The organism is Salinigranum rubrum (assembly GCF_002906575.1).
GTDB classification, from domain to species: Archaea; Halobacteriota; Halobacteria; order Halobacteriales; family Haloferacaceae; genus Salinigranum; species Salinigranum rubrum.
The window spans coordinates 2,184,249-2,211,003 of sequence record NZ_CP026309.1; the positions used below are offsets into that span (position 1 = coordinate 2,184,249).

Below are 26,755 nucleotides of genomic sequence, written 5' to 3' on the forward strand. Positions count from 1 at the left end.
GGAACCCGTTACTGCTCGGCTGGCTTCGGGTCGGCACCGGCGGAGCTCAGGAGCACCGAACTCAGCTGTTCGCGCCACTCGTTGAGCTCTTCGAGTTCCGCTTCGACGTCCGCGAACCGACCCTCGACGCTTCCCGAGTCGCCCAGTCGCGATTCGAGCGATTCGACGGTCGCGGCGAGGTCGTCGACCGTCGCGCGCACCGACTCGATGGCCGCGGCGTTGTCCTCGATTCGCTCCGCCAGCTTCGCCCGTTCCTCGGAGCCGTCGGCCAGTCCTTCTGTGACCTCGTTGTCGAGTTCCCGGACCTCCGCCGCGGCGTCGTCGGCCCGCGTCTCGACAGCGTCGACCTCCTCAGAGACGGTGTTTACCCGCTCGGAGACGACGTCGACCGCATCGTCCAGCCCGTCGAGCGCCTCATCGTGGGTCGAGAGCGTCTCGTCGACGCCCGAAAGCGTGCTCGCGTGCTCGTCGACCCGGTCGCCGACGCGCTCGAATCGGCTCTCGTGGCCGTCGACCCGGTCGCCGAGCGAGTCGAGCCTGTTCGCGTGCGCTTCGTGTCGGTCGTCGGTGGCCTCGAACCGCTCGTCGTGCTCCGCGTGCTGCTCGTCGAGTGACTGCAACCGGTGGGCGTGTTCGTCGACCCGGCCGTCGACGCGCTCGAACCGGCTCTCGTGTTCTTCGTGTCGCTCGTCGAGCGAGTCGAGCCGGTGGGCGTGTTCTCCGAACCGCTCGTCCGCGGCCGTGCGCACCTCGCGGAGTTCGTCCTCGACGTCCTCGATGTCGTCTTCGAGGCCCCGGCGCTGCTCGTCGAGTCGTTCGTGAAGTCGGGAGAGTTCGTCCTCGACGTCCTCGACGACGTCCCAGAGGCTCCCGAGGTTGCGTCCGTGGATTCCGACGTCGCTTTCGACTTCCGAGAGGCTCGTTTCGAGGGATGCGATGTCGCTGCGGACCGATTCGATCACCTGCCGTCCGGTACCTTCCTCGTCGAGGAACTCTTCGAGCGCGTTCGTGTAGGCTTTCAGGTCGCCGACTTCCGTCTGAAGCTGACGGACTCTGGCCTCCATTCGCCCGCTCTCGGTGGTCGAGTGCTCGAACGTGTGTCGGATCCGTTCGATGTTCTCTAAGAGTCGTTCGCCGACGTCCTCGTCCGCGCCGGAGAGGGTCGTCGAGAGCGACGCCGCCTCCGCCCGCTTCGAGGGCCGGTCCGGTATCTCGACCGCTGTCTTCCCGTTTTGAGCCGCTCGAATCCCGGACTCTGTCGACCGCCCCCCGTTCTCGACCGGGGAGTCGCGCCGAGAGGACTCGACCGGAGCGTCTCCGTTCGTGGCCGCCGCCTCGTCCCTGACCGGTCGGCCGACGCCGACCACCGTGTCCTTGCTCCAGCCCTCTTCGACGACGGCGGACCCGTTTTGAGTCGAGGGCCCGTCGTCCGCGCCGCCGGCCATATCGTCGGCGACCGGTTCGCCGTCGGGAGCCGCGTCGACCTCTTCGGCCGCGTCGGCGTCGCCCGCGTCGTCCGCGTCATCGCTCGTCTCGGCGGGAGCGACCGCGTCGAGTCGCGTCTCGATGGCGTCGATGGCGGTGACGCGCTCTTCGCCCGTTCGTTCGGCTTCGAGGAGTCGTTCGAGCGCTTCGACGTCGTCGACGTCTTCGAGTGCGTCCTTCAGTTCGGCGACCGAGTGGTCGGCAGGGTGGGTGAGTGAGGTCATGGTCTCTCTGTGGTGCCCGACGGACGGGTCGCCGACACGCGTCTCGCCCGCGGAGCGTCAGCCGTCCGTCAGACAACCTGGTCCGTGGGAACGACTCACGGACACCGGCATAAATCCAACCCTCAAATTATCTCACATAATAATCCGTCGTCCCGGGGACTTCGAAGCGGGCCGCCGCGGCGACGGCGGGCAGTTCAGGACGACGCGACGGTGTGAGACGCCGAACGGGCCGCTCGAAGCCGCGGGAGCCACGAACACCGGCGAGCCGAGCCATCCGAGGAGAACGGTTTTACCGCTCGTCGCCCACCTCCACTCGTGACCCTCCCCGGCGTCGACCTCACGGCGACCGACGACTACCGGTCACGGCTGGCCGCCCGCCTGTCGGAGTCGGACGCCACCGTCGCCCGTGTCTTCGAGGCGTGGTGTGCGTACGTCCGGGACCACCACGGCGCGGTCTTCGAGACGCCGGGGATCGGAAATAGAGACGGAGATGGGGACGAGGACGGTGGCGAGAGAGTCAGCACCGAGTTCACGACCGAGACGAAATCGAGCGACCCGAACACCGTCCCCCCCCACCGACTCTTCCTCGACACGCTCACCTTCGCCGCCGTCGTCGACGCCCTCCACAGGCAGGTCGAGGTGACGTTCGGTGTCACGGTCGACACCCCGGACGACGCGCTCGACCTGCGCCCCGTCCACGAGGCCGTCGAGGTGTCGCTCGTCGACGACGACGCCGACCTCACCCGCGACTCGCTCGCCGCCTGCGACGCCGAGGACCTCCGCCGGGCGTACGAACGGACCGTGCCCTCCACCTCGCGGCGCGTCTTCGGCGAGTATTACACGCCACCCGGCCTGGCCGAACTCGGCGTGAGGGAGGCGGCGAGTCGGGCCGACGGCTTCGACCGGGGCGTCGTCGTCGACCCCGGCTGTGGAGCGGGCGCGTTTCTGACCGCGGCTATCCGCCGGAAGCGGCGGTCCGCACGCGCCGAATCGCTCGGACCGGCCGCGACGCTCGAACGCCTCTCGACCACCGTCGTCGGCGTCGACGTCAACCCGGTCGCCGTCGCCGCCGCGCGAACGGCGTGTCTGCTCGCACTCCTTCCCGCCATGGCCGACGCCAGCGTCGACCGCGTCTCGATACCGGTCTTCCTCGGCGACGCGCTCGGCCTCGCCGACGATACGCCGACGACGGGAGTCGAAGGACGGGCGACCGCACTCGTCGGGAACCCGCCGTGGATCCCGTGGGAGCGGCTTCCCGACGTTCAGAAGGAGCGGCTCAAAGCCGGACCCATCGACCGACTCGACCTGTTCGACCACCGCGGCGCGGCGGCGCGCCTGGGCCACGCGAACGACGACCTCTCGCTCCCGTTCGTCTGGACCTGTCTCGACCGCTTTCTCGCCGACGGCGGAGTCGCCGCGTTCGTCCTCAAGCGCGACCACGTCCGAGGACCCGCGGGTCGACTCGTCCGCTCCGGTCGCGTTGGCTCCCGTCCCCTCGCGGTCGAACACGTCCACGACTTCGGTTCGGTGGACCCGTTCGAGGGGGTCGGCGTCGCGGCCGCGCTCTACGTGTTCCGGGTGGGTGGCAGCGAAGAACCCGACTTCCCGGTTCCCGCGACGGTGTGGGAACCGCGCGACGGCGTCGCGAACGGGACGGCCTCTACGGACGCGATGGATACGGCCGACGCGACGGACACGGCGAACACAGCGAGCACGGTAGATACAGCAGACATGGCGAACACGGAGGGAGCGACGGACGCGGTGGAAACGACCCCGACGTTCGAGTCGCTCTCGACGCTCCGGACGACGCTCGCGCGGACCGGAACGGGACTCACACCCGTCGACACGGACGACCCGGCGGGTCCCTGGCACCGAGTCGACGCGGAGACGGCCCCGGTCGGCGACTGTGCGTACCGCATCCGTCACGGTCTGAAGGACGACGCGAAGGCCGTCTTCAGCGTCGACGACGACCTCCTGTCCCGAATCGAACCGACCCACGTCTACCCGTACCTCCGCTCGAAGCACGTCGTCAAGTGGGGGCTGTTCGGACACGACCGGTTCCTCGTGCCGCAGCGACAGGCCGGGGAGGCGAACGCCGACGCTCTGGGACGAGAGACACCGAAGACGTACGACTACCTCGAATCCCGTCGCGAACGGCTCGAACGGCGCAAATCGTCGTGGTTCGACGGTGGCCCCTTCTACTCGCTATTCGGCCTCGGACCGTACACCTGGGCACCGTACAAGGTGGTCTGGTGTCGATTGGGGTTCAACCCCCACTTCGCGGTCGTCTCGACCGTCGACGACGCCGAACTCGGCCGGAAGCCCGTGGTCCCCGGCGACCACTGCATGTTCGTCGCGTGTGACGACGCGAACGAAGCCCACTACCTCTGTGCGCTGCTGAACGCCGACCCGTACCAGCGCTGTCTCCGGGACCTCGCGGGCGGGAAGGCCGGCCTCTCGAAGTCCGTCGTCTCCTCGCTTCACCTCCCGGAGTGGGACGAAATCCGGACACAGGAGCGACTCGCAGCGCTCTCGCGTCGGGCGCACGAGGTCGTTCCGGCCTACGTCGACCGGTCGAAGCGCGCGTACAACCGCCTCACCATCCCCGAACTCGCCGAGATACAGAAGGAGGTCGACCGGACCGCCGCGCGGTTCCTCGCCGAACGGTAGCGCGCTCGGGAGACGAGGAAACGCGAAGCCAGGGACGCCCACCCGACTCAGACGCGCACGGCACGGAACCGCAACCGTCGGTAGTCGACGACCCACGACTCCTCCTGATAGTACTCGGCTTCGAGACGGTCCTCGACCGCCTCGACGACCGCGTCGAGAGCGTCCTCCGGGAGCGGGGCGAGGAGGCCGTCACCGAACATCGCGAGCCAGTCGCGGAGTCCTGTCGCTCCCCCGTCGAGTGTCGTCGGCCGGTCGAACAGGTGGGCGTCGCGGACCTCGAAGCCGTGGGATTCGAGCCGAGGGGCGTACTCGCCAACACTCGGAAAGTACCAGGGGTTCTCCGCCTCGTAGCCGCGCGCGTCGAGTTCGCGCCCCACGGCCTCGACGATGCTCCCGACGTTGCCCCGGCCGCCGAGTTCGGCGACGAACGCTCCGCCGGGTCGCAGGAGGCGAGCCACCCCGTCGAGGACGGCGTCGTGGTCCGGCCCCGGAATCCAGTGCAGCGCCGCGTTGGAGAACACCGCGTCGAACGGGTCGTCGGTTCCGACCGCGTCGACGAGGCTTCGGGCGTCGCCGTGGACGAACCGGAGGCCTTCGACGTCGCCGTAGCGGTCGCGCGCCCGAGCGACCATCTCGCGGGAGTTGTCGACGCCGACGACGCTCGCGCCGCGGTCGACCAGTTCCCGCGAGAGGTGGCCCGTCCCACAGCCGAGGTCGAGGACGGTCGCGCCCGCGTCGACGTCGAGGAGTTCGGTGACGCTCTCGCCGTACTCGTAGACGAACGCACACTGGTCGTCGTAGTCGGCGGCGTTCCACTCCTCCCGCGTCTCACTCTCCTCGTGGTTCGGCATACCCCACGGTACGCAGACAGGGAGGTAAGCGTCGTGGGTCGACGTGACACTCGGGGTGTGAATGAGAACGCTTAAATTTCGAGGGGCGACTACGATACGATGACCGCTCTTAGCTCAGCCTGGTAGAGCAGCCGACTGTAGATCGGCTTGCCCCCCGTTCAAATCGGGGAGAGCGGACTCGAAATTAAGTCGCCCCCTTCGCCGTCTGTCAGTCGATTTCTGGGGGTGTTCGTCGTGAACCGTTGGTGCCCACGCTGTGGGTCACGTCTCAAGACAGAGACGACACGAGGCGGTATTCCGCGTCGTATCTGTCCTGAGTGCCACGGGGGGACGCTCCGATGAGCAGCGAACCGCTCGGGGGCTACCCCGACGTCGAGCTGCCTGACGGCTTCGCCTCCTCGACGTCGTGGGAGCGAGCAGAAAGAGAGGACGCCGATGTCTCTCCCGTCAACCGCGTTGAGTGGATGGTTCGTGTCGGCAACGGTGCGCTTCACCGAGTCGTGTTCGCCCTCGACGGAGGGAAGCCCGTCGGCGAGTGCGACTGTCTCGGGTACAAGAATCGAGGGTGGTGCACTCACGTCGCCGCGATGTACCAGCGGTACGTCCGCCAGGAGATCGAGGTCGCTGACGTGAGCGAGCCTGTCGAAGCCGAGAACGCGCGTCTCTGGGTGAAGTACCGACGAGGTGGTCAGGCATGACGCCACGCGCGCACACGTCCGCACGCGAGGCCCTCTCGCACACACCCCCAGGGGGGTGTGTGCCCACACTGGGTTTCCCGGCGCTGTCTGCGTATGACGCCCGGCCGAGTTGTGTGCACAACCAGGGGGTAAAGCGATGAGCCGAATGCAGTCCGACCGGTCGAACTCCGTTCGAATCACGGTGCGAGTCGACGAGGACTTGAAAGACCGCTACAAGTCGAGCGTCGACTCGATGAGCGACGACCTCCGCGAGCACATCCGCGATGCAGCTGGCCGAGCGACGGAGGGAGCCAACGTACCGGAAGACGACCGTCTCGCACGAGCGTACCGGCTCCTCGAACGGAACAGTACGTTCGACAATCGCATCGACGTCGACGTCGCCGAGAATCTGCTCGCTCAGGAACTCGGCATGAACAAAGCCGTGGTCCGAACCTCTGTCACGCGGAAGCTAGAGACGCTCGGTTACCTCGCACCGAAGTGGGGGACGTTCGCGGTGAAGCCCCTCGACGAGTAGCCTACTCGTCGCTCTCTTTTCTTCGTGGTCCACCGAATCGTCGTTGGATGAAGGTTTTGAGCGCGCCGGAGATCGCGGAGAGCGGGAGCGCGGCGACGCCGAGCAACTCCACAGGACTGAGGACAACCTCACCGCTCACCATCGTCACCACCTCCGTCCGTCTCGATGAATGCAGACTCGATTCGTCGTACGCGCTGACGTACGACCTCGACGTCCTGTTGGAGGTCTTTCTTGACCGACCATATCTCGTAACCGATGGCGATGACGAGCAGCGCAGTCACCGGATCCGTCGCCTGAATGATGATGTCCGTCAGTTCGCTCACCCATCGTCACCCCCGAACGCCGCAACGACCTCGAACAAGGGAGCGAGCAAGTACAGCGCGATGGCCGCTCCGACCAGAAGAAGGAAAGTCCGTCCCTTCCGTTCCTCACTCCCGACTTCTTCGCCGTCGACGGTGACGACCGCGTCGACGACGCCTCCGACGGTCGGACCGAGGACGTCCGCCGTGTCCTCTTGTCCGTTCAGTGTCTCGTCGTAGGAGAACACGACGTCGTAGGCCGTCCGTGCCGGTCCGACCTCTAAGAGAGGGTTGCTCTGGGAGTCGCCCCACGGGTCGAACCCCGCGACACTCTCCGTCTCATCGTCGGTGTTCGGACCGGCCTCGAAGAACCCACCACCGGGCGTGTCGTCGAACTGCCGGCCGATGGACTCGTCGACGGAGCCTGTGGCGTGGTCGGCGACGCCGGCGACGGCTCCGTACGCGTCACCGAAGATTCCCATCTTACTCACTCCCGCTTGACGACGCGAGCGAGAGCACCAGGGCGACCGCGCCGCTCACGACGGCGATCAGCCCGGCGGATCCGCCGAGAAGCCCGCCGCCCGACGAGGACGCCGGCGAGGGCGACGGCATCGAGGCGAGCGCCTGCTGCAACGCGTCGACGTCGAAGCTCGTCTGTGACCCGCCGGTGGGCGACGTCGTCGAGCCCGACCCGCCCGACGACCCGGTGTCCCGCAGCGGGATGTCGACGCTCTCGCCGTCCTGAGTCGGGTCGGTGAACGTGCCGCCGAAATCCTCCTCGTCGACGGACGACCGGCCCGCGAGCGTGTCACGGAGCCAGTCTCGGGCGTTGCCTGTGTTCGCGAGGAGCGGCGCGCCGTCACTCCCGGTTACGACGTAGTCGTCTCCTGAACCTCCGAAACTCGCGTCGTCCGCGAAGTTCGGGATTCCGTTCGTTGCACTGTCTGGGTCGGATAGGTAGTCTGGCATGTCATTGACCTCCGAGAACCGCGAAGGCGAGCGCCACAGCGCCCGCGAGAACCGCGAGTAACCCCGTCGAGACGCCCGACGAGGACGTCACGGCGTTGTTCTCAGCGGTGACTGATTCGTTGTGCTGCTGGACATCGTTGACGACGTCCGCGGAGTCGGACTCTCCAAAGCGCACCCGATTCCGGTCCTCCTCGGTGACGAGCCCCGACGACGCGATTTTGTCACCCTCCACGAGCGGGAAGACGACGGACTCGAAGAGTCCGCGCCACTTCTCCCGAAACTGCTGGCGGTTAGTGTCCTTGACGCGGCCGAGGCCGTCAGCCTCGAAGAAGTCGTTGTTCCCGAACGCAGACGCCTGTGCGTCCCGGACGACGCCGAGGCGTTCGAGCGCCGTGGCGACGGTGACGGCGTCGTAGGTGTCGAGTTCGTCGCGGGTGAGGCGATTGTCCTCCAGGACGGCCGCGATGCGCTGGCCGGCGCTCACAGCGAATCACTCGTGAGCACGAGGTACTCCACGATCTCGTCGATTTGGCTCTGTTGGGCCTGGACCGCCGTCGCGACAGCCGACATCCTGGTCGCCGTGTCGCCGGCCGCTCCGTAGTCGGCCACAGCGGTATCGAAGGACGAGCGCGCCGACTGGTAGTCGGTTACGATCTCGTCGATGGCTTTGTCCCGCTGTGTGACGGCCTGCTCTGCCTCGCCTAACTCTGCTGCCTCTCGGATGGCTCGAAACTCCTGCTGATTCTGAAGAGCCTCTAACTGTCTCAAGAGGGCCTGTGTCCGCTCGAACGTGAGTTGTTCTCTGGTCGTCATGCTGAGTGTCCGTGTGGTCCGACTGTGGGGGTGTGCAGTTTGATTTCGACTATGTCGATGTTGTGAGCTGAGGGGTCGATTGCGACTGCCTCGACTTCCGCCATCTCGAACGTTCCTTCAGTGACGAATCCACCTCCTGTGGAGCCCTCACTAGCCCCCTGAATCACATCGTAGAAATCCGATGGAGTCTGGATTTCGACATCAAGTGAGAGTGATGAATCGCTCGAATTGTACCGGACGTAAACGCCGTCTGCGACGATGGGTGCTCCGCTCTCGATGTCGTACGTGTGACGCGAGCCGTCGCTCCACTCGTCCACTCCTGCGGTCCCGCCGACGCCGTCTGAGACTCCAGAGGGAGTCGTGTCGAACGTCGTGTAACCGCCTAACACGTACGTCTCTGGTACCTCGGTGTTGATTGAGAACTCGCTCATTCGCCGGCCCACCCCCCGGCGATTCGTGGCGCGCTGCCCGGGTCACTGATACTCACCGACTCGACCGAGTACGAGTCGATGCTCGCCTTCCCGTCGACGGGGATGGTGACGACGTCGCCATCGGTCGTGGTAAGCTCGACGTCGATCTCTCCCTCGACGATGGACAACAGGAGATGCTGGATCGTCTCGTCGGGGGAGAGGTCGACCGGGTAGCCGTCGCTCGCCGTGTCGAAGTCGTCTCCGCGGTCGTAGGTGTCCGTCTGGACCGACGTCGAGACGGTGACCGCGCGCTCGTTGCTCCCGTCGATTCGGATGTTCGGGACGACGCGCACGCTCGCGTCGACGTCGGTCTGCGACCGACCCCACAGGGCGACACCTCGGTCGACCTGTCCGGACTGAATCGCGTCGGCGCGCAGCGGGAGTCCCGCGACTGGTCGGTTCGGCTTGTCGCCGGGGTAGAGGTAGATCGGCGCGTCCTCGACGACGACGCTGTAGTCGTCCTCGAAGTTCGACGGGACGAGTTCGACCCACTCGTCGCCGGGAACGTTCTGTGCCGTCACCGAGTCTCACCTCGGATGCCGTCGCTCTGCGGGTTGGTCTGAATAAATTGGGTCATCTGAGAGCCTCCTCAGCCGACCACGCCGTAGCCGATGTGAACGTCGGAGTCGTTGCCGACGACCACACCGTCCGCGCCCGAGCGAGCGCGAAGGCGCAGCTGGAGATGCTTGTCCTCGGTCGCTCCGGGAGAGTGCTCGGGGAAGAGCGGTCGCTCGGTGCGGTTGTCCGCCTTGGCGTCCGCGAGGTCGCCTGCATCGGGCCCGAGCGTGGTCTTCGCGAGTGTATCCTCCTGAGTGGAGTCGGTGACGGCGACCACTACCTCGGCGTCACGAATCGTGTTGCCGTCGGTGCCGGAGCCCGAGCCGTCCTCGAGGAACTCGGCGTAGATGTAGTTCGCGTCGCCGGCTTCGCGGTGGTCCTGGCCGTAACCCCACACGTACGCCTTATCGGCGGGTACCGGAGTCGACCAGATTGTGATTTCCTCGCCCGCCTGGAGCGCGCGGTCGTTGATGTCCGCCTCGTCGACTCGCTTGGGGGAAACCGCGCGGCCGAACTGGTAGTTCGGCATGAGGTCGCGACTCACAGGAGATCAGCTCCCTCTTCCTGGCCGGTGGCCGGGTTCGTTCCGAGGATGCTTCCGAGCGTACTGTTCACCTTAGTAGCGAAGTTCTGACCGATGCCGTCCGCCATGTTCCAGACGGTCGCGCCACCGATGAGACCCGCGACGAGGAGAATCATCCCCATCGCGGACTCGACTTCGTACTCTCCCACGAACGGGAGGTAGATCGTGTTTGCCTCTTCGAGTGCCATCTGCGGACTCACGTAACGCCCGGATTGGAAAAGTTGGAAATGTAGTGTGCTACACTGAGTGAATCAATAATTTAGCCCCCTCTACTGCCTCGAATTTTAACTAGACGTGACTATCACAGTATCCTATGCCTATCTTTGGGTACCCGACACTCGTAATCGCCTGTGTCGCCGCGTATCTTCGGGCGTCTCCGGAGTCGCGCTCGTTCGTGGTCGGTGCGTTCCTCCTCGGACTCGCAGGCATGTCGGGCGCGCTCGACGGCGTAGTGTACTGGACTGATGCGGCCGGTGCGAGTATCGCCCACTTCACTCAGTGGGTGGTGGGGGCTGTCGCATGAAGGGTGGAACGCTCGAACCAGAGAACCCGCGAGAACAGCAGTGTGAGCACTGTGGGCTGTACTTCTCAGCACAGGGGGTTCACAACCACCAGCGTTCGTGTCCGCTCGAACACATCGACGCGAGAGTACAGCCGCTCGATGACCCGGTCGAAGCCCGCACCACTGAGCCATCGACACAAGAGGAATCGCCGGACGTCGAAGTGACGGATACTGAGCCCGATGTGTCGGGGGCTGAGTCCCCTCTACCAGATCCGGAGCCAGCGACCGACGGCGGGAACCCCGCGTTCGACGGACCCGAACCAGAGGCGCGCGAGAGCGTGCAGGGCGGTGGCGAGAGCGACGCGGGCGAGGAACCGGACACGCTGGACTGTCCGGCCTGCGGAGCCGACACCGGCGCGTCAGAGGACGACGTCAAAGCCGGGAAGACGTACCGCTGCACCGAGTGCCGAGGGAAGGTGGTGCTCGCATGAACGACGACATCCCCGCGCCGGGCGAGTCGTTCGACGAGGACCCGGTGACAGCCAGCCACGCCGCTGCAGAAGGAGCAGAGGCAGAGAGCGACGTCGGGTCATCTTCGGCGCTACGGGAGATGCTGCTCTCGACAGAGCCCGAGCACAGACTCGACGCGATTGAATCACCGTGGGACCCCGAGCGCGGGGGGCTGAACCGCGTGTACCGTGGCTTTCAGAAAATGATGGGTGCGAGCGGCCTCCCTGCAGTGCTCGACATCGGCGTGGGGATAGCCGAGTTCGTGACGGAGTTCGACCTCGACGCCGCAGCTACGGACAGCCAACAGGAGGGCGACAACCAACCAGAGTTCGACACGGAGGAGGGGGTGGTCTGAGTTGGACCGCTACCACTCCGCGGTCGTTGGCGACTCCGGTTCGGGCAAGTCGACGTACCTCCGCGAGTGTCACGACCGTTTCCCTGGGCTCTCGATCATCGTCGACGACACCGACATCGGCGGGGTGAGCGGAAGCGACCTCGACGACGCCGCGACAGTGCGCTCCGCGAGCGCCGCGCGTCGAGCGTCCTCCTCTCGCCTGCGGTGGGTCTGTGACGACGCGATGGAGGAAATCGACGACATCCGCGCGGTCGCTCACGACTACCACGAGCGTACCGGCTATCCTATCCAGGTGATCATCGACGAGGCGCACCGACACCTCCCCGACTCGGAGAAGAAATCAAGCGCGAAGAACAACACGCTCGCCGCAATGCTGCACGAGGATCGGGACAAGGGAGTGAAGGTCGTCCTCGCCTCACAGGACCCGACGGACTTCTACTACCCGCCGCTGAAGCAGTGTAAGTGGCTAGTGTGGTGCGGTCCGCCGTCGACGTTCCACCGTGGGTTTCGGCGATACTACAGCATCGACGTCGACGATCTGCCCGACGAGCGATTCCAGTACGTCGTCATCCGGCCGTCGGACCCGCCGCGTGTCGTGTACGAGGGTGAGACGAACGAGGTGTACGCATGACCCTCTGTCCGTACTGTCGGGTTCAGTTCTACGCCGAGGACGGCGAGTGTCCCATCTGTGGGCGGCCGTCCGAGTCTGGAGGTGCGACGGCGTGACTCGTCGACGTCGAGCGAACGAAGAACAAGGTGCGTTCACGGAGCAGCTCGTCGCCGATCGCTACGACCTCGAGCATCGACCGGACGAGGCGGACTGGTACGACTGCGTGAACCCGCGGACCGGGACGAAGTACGAGGTGAAGAGTACGCACGAGACGCTTGCTAGTGGAGCTTCAGGTCGGTTCCGGTTGTGGGAGGACCAACACCGTTCGTTGACGGTCTCAGATGGACAGGTAACGGCATGGTACGTGTTCGTGCTGTTGAGTGAGACAGGTGAGGTTGTGGAGGTTCGACGGATGAAACCCTCAACGGTGACGGAGATCGTTGATGGAGAGTGGAACCAAGCAGGTCACAGGAAAAGAAAGAGCCGTCAACACAAACTACACTTTGGCAAACTGTTCTGACTATTAAACCATGTATCACTGAGGCTGGTCTCGAATTGCTTCTGCTAATGACTCCAAATCCATTTCGATTTTGAAAAAATTGTAGTTTAGTGGATAGTGCCAGTCTAGTTGCCCTTTGCTTGGTTGTCGATAATCACCGACGTGATCTACATTAACCATTTTTGCCAATTGAGTGACTTCGTTTTCTATTTTCTCAAAATTGTCATTGACTGGAATATGCCAATATACCATCCCCTGTTCTATCTTTTCATAGTCTCCTAATCCTGAGATGCCTAGCTTAGTGCCGAAATCATTGATATAGCCTCCAATCTTCTCGAAATTCATATTTAGGCGATGACCCCAGTTGAGGACACCCGCGGGAGGTTTGTCAAGTTTGAAGTGTGATGATTTGTACTGATTTGCATATTTTAGCCATTCATCAACGTATTCATCAGTAGTCCTACTAATCAGATTGCGACTGTCGGGTCTGACTACCTTATATTGCTGCTGCGAAAGACCTTCCTGCTCATACCAGGTTTCGGTTATCAGTGACCAATAAGCAGCTCTCTCCGTCGTGTCTACCAATATGATAATGAAGGGTTCGTTGGAAGTGAAACAATATGCGAGATGTCTAGTCTCCATTTTCACTTTGGGATCGTCCCGATTGTCATCATGCAGCTTTTTAATTTGAACTACGACCCGTCCCTCCGGTACACCATCGTCATTAACTAATTCTAGATGCCCGTCGTGGTTTGGTGTTTTATCGCGAGAATCGATATGCGATTTCACCCTTGGGTCTAGAATATCCTCAAGAATATTTACTGCCCGCTGCTCAGCCTCATCAGAAGGGGGATATGGAGCTGCCTCAGGTTTCTTTGAATCACGATCGTCGTCCATATCGTTGACAAACATTTGTCGCCTACGGTTTTATCTATCTCGGCTAATTCGACAGGCGACTGCGATAGAGGTCCGAAACCACGTCCGACAAGATGGGCAAAGTCGGACAAGAGGACCTTGTTGAACACTCTATCGGTGATAGGTTTCAGCAGTCGTGCTGAATACACAGCGCAAGTCTTGCAGGGAAGACCGTTGGGCCGGAGTTACGGATTTCTTGCTTCGGCATTTTCTGTGGTTTGGTGTTCCTCAATCTCCTGTTCGACCGCTTCCTCGACTAAATTGAAGAAGGTATTTAGTTCTCTATCAATCTTCCTTGGTCGAGTTGAGAATATCTCTATGTTCTGTTTACCGAATCCAGAGTGGGATATCTTTCCGTCGAATTCTTGGGCGTTGTCCAACCGACTAATGGCTCGTTCCAGATTTAGACCACCTAGTTCGGGCATCACGTCGGGGAATTCTTCCCATTTGAGTGATAGTTTGATTGCGGTATTACCATTGCTGCCGTAAATAAGTCTCTTGAGTTGATAGAGACGGGTTGGTTCAGGTTCGTAGCACTTGATGTAATCTATTGAAATCATCAAATGCAGATAGGTGCTGTTGACGAGGAACGGAATTGTTATCGGGTCATCATCTTCATCCATCAGATGCTCGTTTCGGATGATTTCTTGCTGTGAGTTGAGATCTCTGGATTCGCTACTTCGCCAAATCAAGAAAGAAAACAGGGCACCGATGATGGAGAAAAGCAGTATGAGAGGATTCAGATTCATCGCGTTGATGTGAAATTCGGGCTCCTGTATCAATAACTTGTGTGGGTCTCGTCGTTCCTGTCAGTCATAGCGCAGGCTAAGTGTGTAGCTGATTCTGCATTGAGGTGGCGAAAGAAAGCATAGCACTCTGCTGAACTCACCCTCTATATGCAGCACGGAGTTTGTGTCCGATTCTGAGTACTTCAGCAGAGCCAAAATTGACCGAGAAACAGGGCAAAGTCGGACAGAATAAGCCCCGTATTCGCCTCTGTGACCCCCGAAAAGACTAGATGGGTGGCCGACTTTGTCCGGGATACGAGGTAGCCGGACACACGATGAATCTACGAGAGCACGAGAAGCGGGACGACATGAAGGTGTGGCTCAGTCAGAGCGAGGTCGACGATCTCCTGGAGGCTGCGGCCGACACCGAGCAACGACTCGCCTTCGCCCTCGGAGCACGCTGTGGGCTCCGGTCGCACGAGACGCTCGACGTCGCACCCGAGCACGTCGTCGACACCGACGCCGGAACGATGCTTCGAGTCTACGCCGGGAAGGGAGACAAGTACCGAGAGACGCCCGTGCCGCGTGACTTGGCGACGACGATCCGAACGGTCGCGGACGTGCGCGAAAAATCTGAGAGCGCACCGCTCGTTGAGACGAACTCGACCCGGACGCTCCGGCGGTGGGTCACCCGTGCAGCTGGAACACTTGAGGGCGACGACCCCGCATGGCGGCACCTCTCCTACCACGATCTCCGGCGGACGTGGGCGACGGCGCTAGCGAGTGCGGACGTCGATGCGTTGTTGGTCTGCGACTGGGGAGGATGGAACGATTTGGAGACGTTCCTCGACCACTACAGGGGAACGTACTCGCCCGAGGCGCAAGAGAGGGAACGGCAGAAAGTGGAGTGGCTATAACCAGAAACAACAATTTAATTGTATTTATCGAGGAATTTCAAAAGTAAATCCACATAACAGATAGCATGATGGGCTTCTTCAGGTGAGATTGTGCCGAGATACTCATCATCCTCCCCATCCGGTGATCTGTGACTCAGAGGGTTTCTGAGGGCAAGATATGCACCAGCATACATGAAATAGATCCCCTTCCGTTCACTTCCAGTCCTGCCAAAAGATAACGGTCCACCATCTTCACTGAACAAGTGAGAAATTAGGTCGTATCCATCTCGGTCACCCACCTCATCTGGTGAGTACTGTTTTAGTCGCTCCTCCAAGAGCTGTCCCGCAGCTCGAACCGCGTCCGCGTACTCACCTCGATCAAACTTGTCCGCACATCGAGCTTGTAACTCATCGTCGAGCGAATCAATTGGGAGTTCGGATTGGACTACCCGTGTGTTTTGATGATCTGAACCCAAGTGGAAGGCTTGTCCAATTCCAGCCAAGGACTTTGCTAAACTAAATGGTCTAGCTAAGCTTCGAGGTTGTGGAAGAATAACTAGACTACCGGTCGCATCCACCCGTTCACCGTGCCAATCTCTGAATTCCCTTACTGCGACTCCTCCGATCTCGCCGCTGACTTCAGCCAATATAGTGGGCTCAGTCACAACATCCGTATTGAGCTCGACTGATATTCCCCGTCCAACCCAGGCATAATAATCACGCACCGCCGAAATTTCAGATACCAATTCAAAATTGCCCTCTTTTGAGGATGTGATTGAATCAGCGACATCTAATCCATTCAGCCAATTAGTACTGCTGCCAACCGAGGACGAGTCTGGTCCATGCCTGGACCGGTCACGAGCTATTACCCCGTTTGAATGAAGGGTAATAACAACTGACCCAGAGCGAAGCAAAGTAGGTATGTCCTCGCAAAGGGAATCAAAGCATTCGATAAATTCAACACTGTGATTGTTGATTTCACCGTGGCCTACTTTTGTTGCAAATTCTCTTCCGAATCTTCGTGAATCCACTCTTGATTCGAGATCTAAGTCTAATACTAATACATCACAGGCGGGGTCGTTCTCTAAGAGGAATTCCCAACCCCTGACAAAAATATCGCCACCGCTGTATTCTATCGGATCTGAATCAAACTTCTCAGAGAGCTTGTCGGATACAATTAATGTAATCATTCTTGAACTCAAAAGGCCTCTAAATCAGAGAGCCGTTCTGAACACCCGATGTAGTCAGTTTCCGTTCGGATTATTCACCCCGTTCTTCCTCCGCTCAACCTCTTTCTGAATCGCCGCTTCAATCAACTCTTGCCGCTCGTCGTACTGATACGGTTCGTAGATTTCGTCAAGAACGGGATCGATATACATCATAGTCTCGACTGCATGACGGTACCAGACACTCTTGTTCTGTCCTGCGATGAGGCGGCTCTCGATCCAGTTCTCGATATCGTCATCGAGGCGGAAACTGGCTTGTCCCATTATTGAATAATTGGGTGCTGCGTAACACTAATAGTTACGCCACGATGTGTGTGCGTTGTATTACACGCGGTGACCATAACACATTTAACGAAAGCTGAATTATTGAGGCACGCAACAATGGCGCTATCAGTGAACGTCACGGTCTCGATGCCGCCGGAGATGGTGGACGAGATCGACGACGCGAAAGGCAACAAGTCGCGGAGTCAGTACATCCGCGAACTCATCCGCGAGGCGGAGAACTCGCCGTTCATCGTCTCAGGGGACATGGTAGAAGCATGAAACGAGGGCCAGCACGATTGGATCCCGAGCAAGCCCTCGTCTCCGAAAACGCCTTCGCGCCTAGTAAGCGTGGCGACGTTCTCGGGGTAAAGGCGCGTGATGGTCCACACCTTCCCAATAGCGGTGTTTCCGAACGCCGTGGCCTACTACAGCGAAGACGGCTCGCAGGTCTGTCACGAGGGCCGCGTTGAGCTGTACGAGGACTACGTTAGGCTGTGTGGTGGTATCGGCTCGTGGGTGCCTCTCGAAAACGTCGAGCAGGTGCTAGAGCAGTGAGCGACGACCTCGAACCGATGACGCCCTGTGAGGGCGTCGAGATGTATCTCGACCACCGACGCGGGAGTCTCCACGAGCGAACGATCCAGTCCCACCACTACCGTCTCAAGCAGTTCGTCGAGTGGCTGGACGACGAGGGCATCACGAACCTCAACGACCTGTCCGGCCGTACTGTCGAACGATTCTTCCAATACCGCCGCAAGAGCGGCATCAGCGAGACGACGATTCGAGGGAACTCTTACACGTACCGGGCGTACCTGCAGTACTGCGAGGCTATCGAGGCGGTTCCGGACGGCCTCGGTGAGAAGGTGCTGATTCCAGAACTCGACAAGCACCAACTCTCGCGCAACCACGACCTCCGACCGGAGCGGATTCAGAGCATCCTCGAACACTACCGGCAGTTCGAGTACGCGAGTCGTCATCACGTCATCCTCGAACTCCTCTTCCACATCGGGTGTCGTATCGGTGCGCTCCATGCTGTCGACCTGAGGGACTACCATCCTGACGAGCAGTACTTAGAGTTCGTTCACCGTGAACCGGAGACGCCCCTGAAGAACGACGTGAACGGGGAGCGTCCAATTGCGCTCAGTGAGGACGTCGTCGAGATCGTCGAGGACTACCGCCAGGTGAACAGGCACGACGTGACAGACGACGACGGTCGCGAGCCCCTGATTACCTCTCGGTACGGTCGGATGACCGTCTCGGCCATGCGGGATATCGTGTATCGGATGACCCGTCCCTGTGGGTACGGTGAGTGCCCGCACGACCGCGACCCGGAGAGCTGTGAGGCGATGGAGCCCGGTCTAGGGTCTCGGTGTCCGTCGAGTCGCGCTCCACACGATGTTCGTTCGGCGGCCATCATGCACATGCGGAGTCTCGATATCCCGGCCCGTGTGGTGTCAAAGAGGGTGAACGCGACGCAGGAGGTCATCGAGGACTACTACGACGAGCGGACACCCCGCGAGAGGATGGAACAGCGCCGGCAGACGCTGGAGGTGTTACAGTGAACCTCTCCAGGGCTAGGGGTGCTTCGCCCGCGGGGAGAGCGGACTGAACCTCATCTCCTGCGAGCGGAGCGAGCGGTGATGTGTGTGAAGGACGTCTCCTACGAGCGACGCCGAACAGCGAAACGTTACTCGAATCAGTACGTCTCGACCTCAACACCGAGTTTCTCGAAGTCGCCGACGGTGCGAGTCGGCACCGGTTCCGAATACGCTCGGGCCGTCGCACCTACCGGTGACCCGCCGCCACGAGAGCAATCCCGAACACGACACCGAGGACGACGAGCACGCCACCTCCTAGCCCGTAGAGTTCCGCTGCCGAGTAGGGAAACCGGTCGCCGTATCTCATGATCCCCGCGGACAACAGGAGTGTGAGACCCGACCCGGTCAGGACCGTCGCGATGTCGAAGCCAGCGGGATTGCCGACGTCACCCATATCGACGAGACGTACACCCCGAAGCCGGATAGGGTGCCTGCTTGCGGCTCGAACGCCTCACTCCAGAACGGGGTCTCGGAGCATAACGGCCATCTGCTGTTCGGCGACGTACTCGTCGCCGATTTTGAAGTGAGCCTTTCGGATGGCCTCGGTCTCCCAGCGGTGCCGTTCCAGAAATCGGACCGCGTCCTGGTTCGTCGCCGGGAGGCTCTGATACACCTTCTCGTAGCCGTTCGCTTCGGCCCATTCGAGCCCGTGTTCCATGAGGCGGCTGCCGATGCCGTGACCGCGGTACTCCTTCTCGACGCCCATCGTCAGCTCCGCGGTGTGGCGCAGTTTCGCGAAGTTCGGCGAGCGGAGGTGGACCCAGCCGACTACCCTATCGTCGACGGTGGCGACGAAGAACATCCGGAACTCGCGCTTGTCGTTCCGGAGGACGACCTCCTCGTCGTCCAGCAGTTCCACGACCGATTCGGCGGTCAGGTACGCCTCCTCCTGGGTGACCTCCCGCATCACTCTCACGAGCCCGTCGAGGTCGCTCTGGGCGGCCGGCCGGATGGTCACCTCCATCCCGTCCGTCTCGTACGACACCTCGTGGCCGTAGTCGATTGCGAGTTGCAAGGTGCCGCCCCAGTCTTCGAGGTACCCCTCCTGGATGAGCATCGTCACCTCCTGGTCGATGAGTTCCGGGTCCATCGAGAGCTCCGCCTCCAGTTCGTCGCGCTCGACCGGAGCGTTCTGCTCGACGTACTCGTACAGCCGCTCGCTCTCCTCGGTATCGAACGACGGACGCCGTTGTGCCTGCATAGTGAGTGGTTATGGACTCCGAGCCACATAACATTGTGTATCGTTTACACGTTCTGCTCGGTCGTGGGTAGTGGCTTCACTCCGCCGCGAGGAACGTCGCCGGAGTGCTTGTCGCTCCCATCGTCACGGCTTCACTCGACTCGCTCCGACTCCCGCCTCCCCCACACGACCTTCTCCTCGTCGAGTTCGACGACCATCCCCGCCCTGACGTCGACCTGACACGACAGGCGCGGATAGCCGAACCGGTCGGCGAGTCTGTCGTGCCAGTGGTCCGGCCCCGGGCCCTCCCGTATCCGGACCCCACAGGTCGCACAGAGGCCGCGCCCGCCACAGTTCGCGCGTTCGGTCAGTCGGGTGTACGGCGAGAGACCGTGCTCGCGGAGGACGTCACGGAGCGTCCGGCCGGGCAGCGCGTCGATGACCGTCTCGCCGTCGGCGTGGCGCACGACCAGGGACACCCGTTCCCCGTCGTGGTCTGCTCGTTCTCGCTCCTCGTCCGCGTGGCTTCCGCAGTTGCTCTCGCTCACTTCGGCGGCATCGGCCGCCCGTCCATCCGGGCGGGTCACGTTCCGCCGACGCCCCGACACCGTTGCGAGTGGGTCACTTCCTCGCACCTCGGCAGTTCACATCCAAATGTATAATCCGTGGACATTGAACGTATCGGCCATGAATACTCCAGTTCGTTCGGATATCGAGCGACAAATACCAGTACATACCAGAAATACTACGAGTTAAGCGGGTGGCATCCGAAGGAACCACCATGGTACCCCACGCGGCGACGACTCCGGTCACGGTCTCGGCCACGATCCGACAGTCGATGAACGACCACGGGACGGTGACCGTCGAACTGGGGGAGACGAACGAGACGCGGTATCTCGTCGAGTACGGTTCCGACCGCATCCGCGACGTCCTCAGCGCGCTCCCCGCCGGAACGACGCTGCCGATTCGGATGACCCGTGTCGGGAGCCGTTCGAACGTCTGGCGCGCGGTCGGTCTCCCGGGAGCGCCGGAGCCGTCGGACCGCCGTGTCAACCCCCGCGTCCCGAGTAGCCGACACGACTGCCCGCGGCGTCGCGTCCCTCCGAAGCGTCCGAGGTTCAGGTACTGCCGAGAACGACGCCGTTTTCGACTTCCCCCGAAAGGTCGTGGTATGGACCAGCCAGACCTCCACTACGAGAGCGCCGTCGAGATACGTTACTCGGACCTCGACACGTTCGGCCACGTCAACAACGCCGTCTACGCCACGCTCTGTGAGGAGGCCCGCGTCGACTACTTCCGTGACCTGTTCGACCTCGGCGTCCACGACATCAGCTTCGTCGTCGCACGCGCGGAACTCGACTATCGGAACGCGATTCCCGACGTCGGCGACGTCACCATCGCCGTCGGTATCACCGGCTTCGGACGGACGAGTTTCACGATGGGGTACGAACTCCGGTACGCCGACGAAGTCGTCGCGACTGCCGAGACTGTCCAGGTCGCCGTCGACGAGGCGGGCGAGCCAATCGAGGTCCCCGACGAGTGGCGCGAGGTAGTCGCTGCCGCCCGCGACCGCTCCGACGGCGTCTGAGTCCCCAAGTTCCGACGTTTGCCGAGGGCAAGCACTTCTCGCCCCACAGGGCGAACGGCGGCTCCGAGCGACGAACTGACGAGCGAGCACCGGGACCCGACTCACGCTGGCCTCGACATCTCGGCTGAGTGACGCGGCGGTTCGTCGTCCCGAATCGGCTGTTCAGGCTGAGCAGGCTCGCCGCCTCCCTGACCTCGGAAGGCCGAACGGTAGACGTAAACCGGCAGACGTCGTGGCACCCGACGTGAGTTTCGCCGCGCTCGAACGCCGGACCCCGCCGCTCGTCGCCCTCGCCGTCGCCGTCGTCGCCGTCTCGACGAGCGCCATTCTCGTCCGGTGGTCGGCCGCTCCCGCGGCGATAAAAGCTCTTTACCGGGTGGTGTTCACCATCGGTCTCCTCTTACCGTGGGCGCTCACTCGCTACCGGGCGGACTTCCGGCGCCTCCGCCCGCGGGACGCGCTCGTCGCCGGCGTCACCGGAGTCGCGCTCGCCGTTCACTTCGCGGCGTGGTTCGAGAGCCTCGACTGGACCTCGGTCGCGGCGTCGGTCACGCTGGTCCAGTCACAGCCGCTGTTCGTCGCTATCGGCGCGTGGGCGCTCCTGAACGAACGCGTCACCCGGCGACGCGCCGTCGGCATCCTCGTCGCCGTCGCCGGTATGGTGGCGATGTCGCTCGGCGACTTCCTCTCCGGAGTCGCGCTCGCGGGCCAACGGCCGCTGTACGGTAACGCGCTCGCCGTCCTCGGTGCAGTCGCGGCCGCGGGATACGTCCTCGCCGGCCGCTCCGTTCGCCAGCGCGTCTCACTCGTCCCTTACGTGACCATCGTCTACGCCGCCTGTGCGGTCACTCTCCTCGCGCTCGCACTCTGGGAGGACCACGCGCTCGTCGGCTACCCGCCGCGCGAGTGGCTGCTCTTCGCCGCGATGGCCGTCGGACCGGGGCTGTTCGGCCACACGGTCATCAACTGGGTCCTCGCCCACGTCGACTCCTCGGTCGTGAGCGTCTCGCTGCTGGGCGAACCCATCGGGTCGACGCTCCTCGCGCTCGCCTTGCTCCCCGGCGAGGTGCCGAGCCTCCCGACAGTCGTCGGCGGGGCGGTCGTGCTGCTCGGCATCGCGGTTACCACGACGGGCGCACCCGCGGAGGAAATGAAGGGTAGTTGACGAGTTTGCGCACGTAACGAACCCGACTGCGGAGCGTTCGATATCTCTGTTGATACCCCAGTCGCTGATTCACACGGACCTTCCACGGTATTCAAGCGATATTACGAATTTATACAACTCGGATATCAAATGCGATTCTTCTGGAGGTAGTCTCAAGAGGCGCAAGTCGATTGCACCCATATGGATGCCGTCGGGCAGCGCCTCGTCGTCCTCTCTGTCGGGACTGACGCGCTCGGGGCCAGCCTCACCGCACCGCTCGAACGAGCGGGTGCCGACGTCAGGAACGTCGATGCGGCGAGCGCAGCCCTCGGCTCCCTCGTCACGAACCGTTCCGAGGTCGACTGTGTCGTCGTCGACGACCCTCCGGACATGGCCGTCCTCGATTTCGTCGAAGCGGTCAGCAGCGAGTGGTCGGCGCTCCCCCTGGTGGTCCTCGCGGGGAACGACGCCGAGGTGTCTCCCCACGACGCCTTCCGCGTCGGAGCGACCGAGTACGTCCGGACGTCTTCGTGTCCGCGCTCACGCTCGTCCACCGCGTCGTCCTCGTCGTCGGGGGGAGCCGTCGACCCGGCGAGTCGTGTCGTGAGCGCAGTCTGGCGGTCGTACACCAACGGCGAGACACCACAGAACGGGACGCCGTCGGGGACGGACGGGGTCGACCGACAGTACCTCGTCGAGTTCCAGAACGTCGTCCTCGACGCGTCGGCCTCGCTGATGAGCGCGGAACGCGACGAGATAGCGACGAAGGTCCGGTGGACGCTCCAGAGCGTCGGTGAGTTCACCGGCGTCGACCGCTGTTACGTCTTCGGTACCGACGGCGCCGACCCACTCCGTCTCAGCCACGAGTGGAGTCGCGACGGGGTCGCTCCGCCCCGGGCGGATGTCGTAGAACGACACGGGTTCGACAGCCCTCTCGTCGACCGTCTCGACCGGTTCGAGAACGTCCACGTCCCCGACACGGCGGACCTCCCGAACCGGCCGCTCGCTCGAGCCCTGTTCACCGAGCGCGGGACGGCCGTGGTGGTGCCGCTCGTCTCGAACTGGCAGTTCCGGGGGTTCGTCGGGTTCGAGACGACCGACGGGGCTCGTGAGTGGTCCGAGACGGAGATATCCGTCCTGCGGACCGTCGCGGACACCATCGCGCACACGCTCGAACGCCGACGGCGCGAGGAGGCGCTACAGCGACAGAACGAACGGCTCGACACGTTCGCCGCGGCGGTGTCGCATGACCTGCGCAACCCGCTGAGCGTCGTCGCGGGCTTCGTCGACCTGGCCCAGGAGACGGACGACGTCTCACATCTCGACCGGGCGGCGGCGGCGGTCGACCGGATGGAGGCGCTCATCACGGACGTGCTCGCGCTCGCACGGGAGGGGAGGACGGTTGGCGAGGCGACGACCGTCCGCCTCGGATCGGTCGTCGAGGAGGCGTGGCTCGCGGTCGAGACGGGAGACGCGACGCTCGCCTATTCGACGGACGACCTCGGGACGGTCTCGGCCGACCGCACCCGCCTGTTGACCGTGTTCGAGAACCTCTTCCGGAACTCGGCCGAACACGGTTCCACGAGCAACCGACCGCGGGGCGGCGATTCGACTGAGCACGCGGGCAGCGAGGTCCGCGTCGGACGGCTCGAAACGGGCGGTTTCTACGTCGAGGACGACGGCCCCGGCATCCCGCCCGACGACCGCGAGACCGTCTTCGAGGAGGGATACTCGACCGACAGCGACGGATCGGGGCTGGGACTCGCCATCGTCTCGAACGTCGTTCACGCCCACGGCTGGGAGATCGACGTCGCCACTGGGACCAGCGGCGGCGCGCGGTTCGAGGTTTCGACGGCTGACCCGACGCCGGAGCGTCGACCGCCCCGATCCGACGCCGAGTGTCCCGATTGAACGGCGACGAGGGCCGACCGTCAGTGGATCTTGAGACCGTCAGTGGACCTTGAGTTCGACGCGCCTCCCGTCGGGGTCGCGGACGTACGCGGCCCAGGCGCGTCCGTACGCACCGTAGCGTTTCTTCGGTTCGTCGGGTTCGACCGTGACGCCCGCCGCATCCAGGTCCGCGAGCAGTTCTTCGAGTTCCTCCCGCGAGTCCATCTCGTTCGACCGGAAGAGGAGACAGACGTGCTCGCCGCCGACGTCGGCGCTCTCGAACCCCTCGTCGGGGACGAGATGGAGGTGTCGCCCGCCGGCGGCGACCGCCACGTACGGCACCTCTCCCGCCTCGTACCGCTCGCGGTCCCTGACAGGGAGGCCGAGCAGGTCGTGGTAGAAGCCGAGCGCGCGGTCGAGGTCGGCGACGCGGAGCGCCACGTGGTCGAGGTCGACGACCGGGAGGTCGATGGGTGAGTCGCTGGTGTTCGAGGGCATAGCGGGAAGTTCGGGTCTGGGGCGAAAAACCGTGTCGCCGCTCGTGTGGTGGAGTCCGCGAGAAGTACACTGAACGGATGTACCGGTGAACGAGTGTGGAGTCGTCGACGACGGTGTCTCGGAGGGTGTCGTCGATGACGGTGTCGACGAGAACACGATGACCGCACGGGACACGGGCGCGGTGAACCGCACCCTCGAACCTCCCCAACCGGTGCGGCCGGGACGGAGCCCGGCCGCGGCCCTCGCGCGAGTCACTCACTTCGTTCGCTCCCGCGCGCCGACCGCCGACGCGGTGCGGTGGCGCGTGACGGCGCGGACGTCGGTCCGCGCCTCACACGCGAGGGATGAGTGAGGGAACGAGCACCGCGAGTGACCGAACGAATCGGCTGGGGAGGAGGTGGACTCACCGCGTCCGTGTGCCGCGCGGTCGCGGTCCCCTCTCGTGTGCACCCGACTCCGTTCCCCCGGAACCCGAGGGGGACAGTCACCCCACGAAACGACGCTCACCGGCCGCAACGCTCAGGCGCGACCCCTCCCTACGACACCTATGACGGACGACCTCACCCGACGAACGCAGGTCCGCAGCGCCTGGGACGCCGTCGCCGACGACTACGCCGCCGCCCGCCGTCACGACGGTCCCGACACCGACCTGCTCGTCGACCTCGCCGCCGCCCTCCCCGAGGGGGCGCGGGTGCTCGACGTCGGCTGTGGCGACGGCCGCCGGACCGTCGAGACGCTCCTCGACGCGGACCCGACGCTCGACGTGGTGGGCCTCGACTTCTCCCGGGTCCAACTCGGCCTCGCCCGCGCAGCGGTCCCGGCCGCGACGCTGGTGCAGGCTGATATGACAGGGCTCCCGTTCTCGGACGAAACGGTCGACGCGGTGACCGCCTACCACAGCGTCTTCCACGTTCCGCGCGCCGAGCACCCGACGGTGTACGCCGAGTTCGCGCGCGTCCTCCGCCCCGGTGGGTACGTCCTCACGACCGTCGGGACGGGGCGTTCCGAGTCGATACGACGAAACTGGCTCGGGAGCGGTCACGCGATGTTCTGGAGCACGCCCGGGCCCGAGACGACGAAAGACCAACTCGAAGCCGCCGGCTTCTCGGTCGAGTGGGAGCGTCACGTCGACGACCCCCTCGGGAGCACCGCGCTGTTCGTCCGTGCGCGGCGTGAGTGAACCGTCGGACGCGGCGCGTCCAGCGTCGCGGAGTCGAGTCGCTATTCGAGGAGTTCGCGCGTCTTCCGGTGGCGGTATCGGAACATGGGCTCGAAGCCGACGACCGACAGCGGCCCCAGAATCTCGTCGCCGAGGGGGAAGGCGTACTCGACGTCGTCCTCGACGATGGTCTCGTCGCCGTCGGCGAAGAAGCGGTGGGTGTGTCGCCACTCCCGGAAGGGGCCGTCCGTCATGTCGTCGACGAACCGCGCCGTCCCGTCGCCCTCCTCGCGGTCGACGATGCGGGAGACGAACGACTGGCGAGGCCCGACGCCGAACGGTCGGGTCGAGAGCCGAATCCGGGTGCCGACTTCGAGGACCTCGGGGTCGTCCTCGCCGTCGGGCCCGCGAACGGCCTCGACGCGGAGGTTCATCCAGCCGGGGGTGAGCGCTTCGAGCCCCTCGATGCGAGAGTGAAACGCCCACACGTCTTCGAGCGGTGCGGCGACGCGGGTCCGCCGCTGGTATCTCGCCATACCGTCGAATAGGGGGTCGGGCGGAAAGGGTCACCGGTCGTCGTGGTCACGGACGGCGCGACGGTCGGACCGGTCACGGCAGCGTCGTCACGCGGGCGCGCTCACAGCCGACGGCCGAGGACGACGCCGACGCAGAACGTCGAGAGCACGAGCGACCCCACGACCGGATACGTCCAGAGGGCGACGGCCACGAGGGCGATCAGGACGATACCGGTCGAGACGAGGGCCGAAGTCGCCCGGCGTCTGACGGCGTCACGTCTGTCTGCGTTCGATTCGAGCGGGGTGTGCGGTGGAACGATGTGTTGTACCATCGGGGACAGCGTCTTGGGGCGGTTCACGTCGGGGCGACCGACGACGAGGGGATGGAGCGGGCCGAAGCGTCGTCTTGGCGTCCGTTCACGGACACCACGGCTGCCGACGGGAACGCGTCGGTCCGACAGCCGTCGAGAGACCGTCGGTCGACGCCGACGGAACGAACGGGAGCACGAGGAGCGAGGCGGCCGGGCCGCCTGCGCGCCTCGAC

General features: G+C 63.5%; 40 protein-coding genes and 1 tRNA gene. 19 read left to right on the plus strand and 22 right to left on the minus strand.

The window, feature by feature from the left end; translation table 11 throughout:
* Positions 1-8: 8 nt before the first annotated feature.
* A complete protein-coding gene (locus tag C2R22_RS10700; protein ID WP_103425746.1) occupies positions 9-1,709 on the minus strand; it encodes a coiled-coil domain-containing protein in 1,701 nt (566 codons plus the stop codon).
* Between the two features lie 315 nt (positions 1,710-2,024).
* Between C2R22_RS10700 and C2R22_RS10705 the strand changes: the two genes are divergently transcribed.
* A complete protein-coding gene (locus C2R22_RS10705; protein ID WP_103425747.1) occupies positions 2,025-4,379 on the plus strand; it encodes an N-6 DNA methylase in 2,355 nt (784 codons plus the stop codon).
* Between the two features lie 47 nt (positions 4,380-4,426).
* Here C2R22_RS10705 and C2R22_RS10710 read toward each other — a convergent pair whose 3' ends face one another.
* Positions 4,427-5,230, minus strand: coding sequence for a class I SAM-dependent methyltransferase (locus C2R22_RS10710; protein ID WP_103425748.1), 804 nt, complete (start codon positions 5,228-5,230; stop codon positions 4,427-4,429).
* Between the two features lie 103 nt (positions 5,231-5,333).
* On the opposite strand from C2R22_RS10710, the gene C2R22_RS10715 reads away from it, so the two are divergent.
* From C2R22_RS10715 to C2R22_RS10730, 4 genes are all read left to right on the plus strand, one after another.
* Positions 5,334-5,407, plus strand: a tRNA-Tyr gene (locus C2R22_RS10715).
* A 57-nt stretch (positions 5,408-5,464) separates the two neighbouring features.
* On the plus strand, positions 5,465-5,572 hold the full coding sequence (locus C2R22_RS27435) for a zf-TFIIB domain-containing protein (RefSeq protein WP_394342391.1): 108 nt from the start codon (positions 5,465-5,467) through the stop codon (positions 5,570-5,572).
* Complete coding sequence (locus tag C2R22_RS10725) at positions 5,569-5,928, plus strand: hypothetical protein (protein ID WP_103425750.1); 360 nt, start codon at positions 5,569-5,571, stop codon at positions 5,926-5,928. The genes C2R22_RS27435 and C2R22_RS10725 overlap by 4 nt, the downstream gene beginning before the upstream one ends.
* 136 nt (positions 5,929-6,064) lie before the next feature.
* Positions 6,065-6,442, plus strand: a complete 378-nt coding sequence (locus C2R22_RS10730) for a hypothetical protein (RefSeq protein WP_103425751.1) — start codon at positions 6,065-6,067, stop codon at positions 6,440-6,442.
* Between the two features lies 1 nt (position 6,443).
* Here the strand turns inward: C2R22_RS10730 and C2R22_RS25025 are convergent, their stop codons facing one another.
* From C2R22_RS25025 to C2R22_RS10775, 10 genes are all read right to left on the minus strand, one after another.
* Positions 6,444-6,584 (minus strand): hypothetical protein, encoded by a 141-nt coding sequence (locus tag C2R22_RS25025; RefSeq protein ID WP_162562306.1) that lies wholly within the window; start codon positions 6,582-6,584, stop codon positions 6,444-6,446.
* A complete protein-coding gene (locus C2R22_RS10735) occupies positions 6,571-6,765 on the minus strand; it encodes a hypothetical protein (RefSeq protein WP_103425752.1) in 195 nt (64 codons plus the stop codon). The genes C2R22_RS25025 and C2R22_RS10735 overlap by 14 nt, the downstream gene beginning before the upstream one ends.
* Positions 6,762-7,223, minus strand: a complete 462-nt coding sequence (locus C2R22_RS10740; protein WP_103425753.1) for a hypothetical protein — start codon at positions 7,221-7,223, stop codon at positions 6,762-6,764. Before C2R22_RS10740 ends, C2R22_RS10735 begins: the two co-directional genes overlap by 4 nt.
* A gap of 1 nt (position 7,224) precedes the next feature.
* Positions 7,225-7,710: a hypothetical protein gene (locus C2R22_RS10745; protein ID WP_103425754.1), complete on the minus strand. Its 486-nt coding sequence runs from the start codon at positions 7,708-7,710 to the stop codon at positions 7,225-7,227.
* Between the two features lies 1 nt (position 7,711).
* On the minus strand, positions 7,712-8,194 hold the full coding sequence (locus C2R22_RS10750) for a hypothetical protein (protein ID WP_103425755.1): 483 nt from the start codon (positions 8,192-8,194) through the stop codon (positions 7,712-7,714).
* On the minus strand, positions 8,191-8,523 hold the full coding sequence (locus C2R22_RS10755; RefSeq protein WP_103425756.1) for a hypothetical protein: 333 nt from the start codon (positions 8,521-8,523) through the stop codon (positions 8,191-8,193). Before C2R22_RS10755 ends, C2R22_RS10750 begins: the two co-directional genes overlap by 4 nt.
* Positions 8,520-8,954, minus strand: coding sequence for a hypothetical protein (locus C2R22_RS10760; protein WP_103425757.1), 435 nt, complete (start codon positions 8,952-8,954; stop codon positions 8,520-8,522). Before C2R22_RS10760 ends, C2R22_RS10755 begins: the two co-directional genes overlap by 4 nt.
* Positions 8,951-9,514 carry a hypothetical protein gene (locus C2R22_RS10765; protein ID WP_103425758.1) on the minus strand — a complete coding sequence of 188 codons (564 nt, stop codon included), beginning with the start codon at positions 9,512-9,514 and terminating at the stop codon, positions 8,951-8,953. Before C2R22_RS10765 ends, C2R22_RS10760 begins: the two co-directional genes overlap by 4 nt.
* A gap of 68 nt (positions 9,515-9,582) precedes the next feature.
* Positions 9,583-10,095: a hypothetical protein gene (locus C2R22_RS10770; protein WP_103425759.1), complete on the minus strand. Its 513-nt coding sequence runs from the start codon at positions 10,093-10,095 to the stop codon at positions 9,583-9,585.
* A complete protein-coding gene (locus tag C2R22_RS10775) occupies positions 10,092-10,322 on the minus strand; it encodes a hypothetical protein (protein ID WP_103425760.1) in 231 nt (76 codons plus the stop codon). The genes C2R22_RS10770 and C2R22_RS10775 overlap by 4 nt, the downstream gene beginning before the upstream one ends.
* A gap of 125 nt (positions 10,323-10,447) precedes the next feature.
* Here C2R22_RS10775 and C2R22_RS10780 point away from each other — a divergent pair, with 125 nt between their 5' ends.
* From C2R22_RS10780 to C2R22_RS25030, 5 genes are read left to right on the plus strand one after another with little or no spacing between them, the layout of a single operon-like run.
* Positions 10,448-10,657, plus strand: a complete 210-nt coding sequence (locus C2R22_RS10780) for a hypothetical protein (RefSeq protein WP_245902734.1) — start codon at positions 10,448-10,450, stop codon at positions 10,655-10,657.
* Complete coding sequence (locus C2R22_RS10785) at positions 10,654-11,127, plus strand: hypothetical protein (protein ID WP_103425761.1); 474 nt, start codon at positions 10,654-10,656, stop codon at positions 11,125-11,127. Before C2R22_RS10780 ends, C2R22_RS10785 begins: the two co-directional genes overlap by 4 nt.
* Positions 11,124-11,501, plus strand: coding sequence for a hypothetical protein (locus C2R22_RS10790; protein ID WP_162562456.1), 378 nt, complete (start codon positions 11,124-11,126; stop codon positions 11,499-11,501). The genes C2R22_RS10785 and C2R22_RS10790 overlap by 4 nt, the downstream gene beginning before the upstream one ends.
* Position 11,502: 1 nt before the next feature.
* Complete coding sequence (locus C2R22_RS10795; protein ID WP_103425763.1) at positions 11,503-12,132, plus strand: ATP-binding protein; 630 nt, start codon at positions 11,503-11,505, stop codon at positions 12,130-12,132.
* Positions 12,133-12,178: 46 nt separating this feature from the next.
* The gene (locus tag C2R22_RS25030) at positions 12,179-12,631 is read left to right on the plus strand and encodes a hypothetical protein (RefSeq protein ID WP_162562457.1); all 453 of its coding nucleotides are present in this window, start codon (positions 12,179-12,181) and stop codon (positions 12,629-12,631) included.
* A gap of 15 nt (positions 12,632-12,646) precedes the next feature.
* On the opposite strand, the gene C2R22_RS10800 is transcribed toward C2R22_RS25030, so the two are convergent.
* Positions 12,647-13,507, minus strand: coding sequence for a DUF4365 domain-containing protein (locus C2R22_RS10800; RefSeq protein ID WP_162562458.1), 861 nt, complete (start codon positions 13,505-13,507; stop codon positions 12,647-12,649).
* A gap of 203 nt (positions 13,508-13,710) precedes the next feature.
* Positions 13,711-14,148, minus strand: coding sequence for a hypothetical protein (locus C2R22_RS25035; RefSeq protein WP_162562459.1), 438 nt, complete (start codon positions 14,146-14,148; stop codon positions 13,711-13,713).
* 440 nt (positions 14,149-14,588) lie between these two features.
* On the opposite strand from C2R22_RS25035, the gene C2R22_RS10805 reads away from it, so the two are divergent.
* Complete coding sequence (locus C2R22_RS10805; protein WP_103425765.1) at positions 14,589-15,170, plus strand: tyrosine-type recombinase/integrase; 582 nt, start codon at positions 14,589-14,591, stop codon at positions 15,168-15,170.
* A gap of 14 nt (positions 15,171-15,184) precedes the next feature.
* Here the strand turns inward: C2R22_RS10805 and C2R22_RS10810 are convergent, their stop codons facing one another.
* Both C2R22_RS10810 and C2R22_RS10815 read right to left on the minus strand, forming a co-directional pair.
* The gene (locus C2R22_RS10810; RefSeq protein WP_103425766.1) at positions 15,185-16,339 is read right to left on the minus strand and encodes a TIGR02391 family protein; all 1,155 of its coding nucleotides are present in this window, start codon (positions 16,337-16,339) and stop codon (positions 15,185-15,187) included.
* A 54-nt stretch (positions 16,340-16,393) separates the two neighbouring features.
* Complete coding sequence (locus C2R22_RS10815) at positions 16,394-16,639, minus strand: hypothetical protein (RefSeq protein WP_103425767.1); 246 nt, start codon at positions 16,637-16,639, stop codon at positions 16,394-16,396.
* A 117-nt stretch (positions 16,640-16,756) separates the two neighbouring features.
* Between C2R22_RS10815 and C2R22_RS10820 the strand changes: the two genes are divergently transcribed.
* The 3 genes from C2R22_RS10820 to C2R22_RS10825 all read left to right on the plus strand — a co-directional run bounded on the left by C2R22_RS10820 (position 16,757) and on the right by C2R22_RS10825 (position 18,201).
* Positions 16,757-16,918: a ribbon-helix-helix domain-containing protein gene (locus C2R22_RS10820; RefSeq protein ID WP_103425768.1), complete on the plus strand. Its 162-nt coding sequence runs from the start codon at positions 16,757-16,759 to the stop codon at positions 16,916-16,918.
* 99 nt (positions 16,919-17,017) lie between these two features.
* Complete coding sequence (locus C2R22_RS25620) at positions 17,018-17,194, plus strand: hypothetical protein (RefSeq protein WP_173862796.1); 177 nt, start codon at positions 17,018-17,020, stop codon at positions 17,192-17,194.
* Complete coding sequence (locus tag C2R22_RS10825) at positions 17,191-18,201, plus strand: tyrosine-type recombinase/integrase (RefSeq protein WP_103425769.1); 1,011 nt, start codon at positions 17,191-17,193, stop codon at positions 18,199-18,201. Before C2R22_RS25620 ends, C2R22_RS10825 begins: the two co-directional genes overlap by 4 nt.
* 223 nt (positions 18,202-18,424) lie before the next feature.
* Here C2R22_RS10825 and C2R22_RS10830 read toward each other — a convergent pair whose 3' ends face one another.
* The 3 genes from C2R22_RS10830 to C2R22_RS10840 all read right to left on the minus strand — a co-directional run bounded on the left by C2R22_RS10830 (position 18,425) and on the right by C2R22_RS10840 (position 19,896).
* Entirely contained in the window at positions 18,425-18,631 is a 207-nt protein-coding gene (locus C2R22_RS10830) for a hypothetical protein (RefSeq protein WP_103425770.1), read from the minus strand.
* Between the two features lie 57 nt (positions 18,632-18,688).
* Positions 18,689-19,438: a GNAT family N-acetyltransferase gene (locus C2R22_RS10835; protein ID WP_103425771.1), complete on the minus strand. Its 750-nt coding sequence runs from the start codon at positions 19,436-19,438 to the stop codon at positions 18,689-18,691.
* 131 nt (positions 19,439-19,569) lie between these two features.
* A complete protein-coding gene (locus C2R22_RS10840; protein ID WP_103427643.1) occupies positions 19,570-19,896 on the minus strand; it encodes a 2Fe-2S iron-sulfur cluster-binding protein in 327 nt (108 codons plus the stop codon).
* Positions 19,897-20,198: 302 nt separating this feature from the next.
* Here C2R22_RS10840 and C2R22_RS27440 point away from each other — a divergent pair, with 302 nt between their 5' ends.
* The 3 genes from C2R22_RS27440 (at position 20,199) to C2R22_RS10855 (ending at position 24,060) form a co-directional block, all read left to right on the plus strand.
* The gene (locus C2R22_RS27440; protein ID WP_394342357.1) at positions 20,199-21,005 is read left to right on the plus strand and encodes an acyl-CoA thioesterase; all 807 of its coding nucleotides are present in this window, start codon (positions 20,199-20,201) and stop codon (positions 21,003-21,005) included.
* Positions 21,006-21,249: 244 nt separating this feature from the next.
* Complete coding sequence (locus tag C2R22_RS10850) at positions 21,250-22,170, plus strand: DMT family transporter (RefSeq protein WP_103427645.1); 921 nt, start codon at positions 21,250-21,252, stop codon at positions 22,168-22,170.
* A 180-nt stretch (positions 22,171-22,350) separates the two neighbouring features.
* Complete coding sequence (locus C2R22_RS10855) at positions 22,351-24,060, plus strand: ATP-binding response regulator (RefSeq protein ID WP_103425772.1); 1,710 nt, start codon at positions 22,351-22,353, stop codon at positions 24,058-24,060.
* Positions 24,061-24,099: 39 nt separating this feature from the next.
* Here the strand turns inward: C2R22_RS10855 and C2R22_RS10860 are convergent, their stop codons facing one another.
* Positions 24,100-24,537 (minus strand): VOC family protein, encoded by a 438-nt coding sequence (locus C2R22_RS10860; protein ID WP_103425773.1) that lies wholly within the window; start codon positions 24,535-24,537, stop codon positions 24,100-24,102.
* A gap of 85 nt (positions 24,538-24,622) precedes the next feature.
* Between C2R22_RS10860 and C2R22_RS10865 the strand changes: the two genes are divergently transcribed.
* Both C2R22_RS10865 and C2R22_RS10870 read left to right on the plus strand, forming a co-directional pair.
* Positions 24,623-24,889, plus strand: a complete 267-nt coding sequence (locus tag C2R22_RS10865) for a hypothetical protein (RefSeq protein ID WP_103425774.1) — start codon at positions 24,623-24,625, stop codon at positions 24,887-24,889.
* Between the two features lie 195 nt (positions 24,890-25,084).
* Positions 25,085-25,717, plus strand: coding sequence for a class I SAM-dependent methyltransferase (locus C2R22_RS10870; protein ID WP_103425775.1), 633 nt, complete (start codon positions 25,085-25,087; stop codon positions 25,715-25,717).
* A gap of 41 nt (positions 25,718-25,758) precedes the next feature.
* On the opposite strand, the gene C2R22_RS10875 is transcribed toward C2R22_RS10870, so the two are convergent.
* Together C2R22_RS10875 and C2R22_RS10880 are read right to left on the minus strand one after the other, a co-directional pair.
* On the minus strand, positions 25,759-26,232 hold the full coding sequence (locus C2R22_RS10875) for an SRPBCC family protein (RefSeq protein ID WP_103425776.1): 474 nt from the start codon (positions 26,230-26,232) through the stop codon (positions 25,759-25,761).
* Positions 26,233-26,333: 101 nt separating this feature from the next.
* Complete coding sequence (locus tag C2R22_RS10880) at positions 26,334-26,570, minus strand: hypothetical protein (RefSeq protein ID WP_216824717.1); 237 nt, start codon at positions 26,568-26,570, stop codon at positions 26,334-26,336.
* Positions 26,571-26,755: the final 185 nt, after the last annotated feature.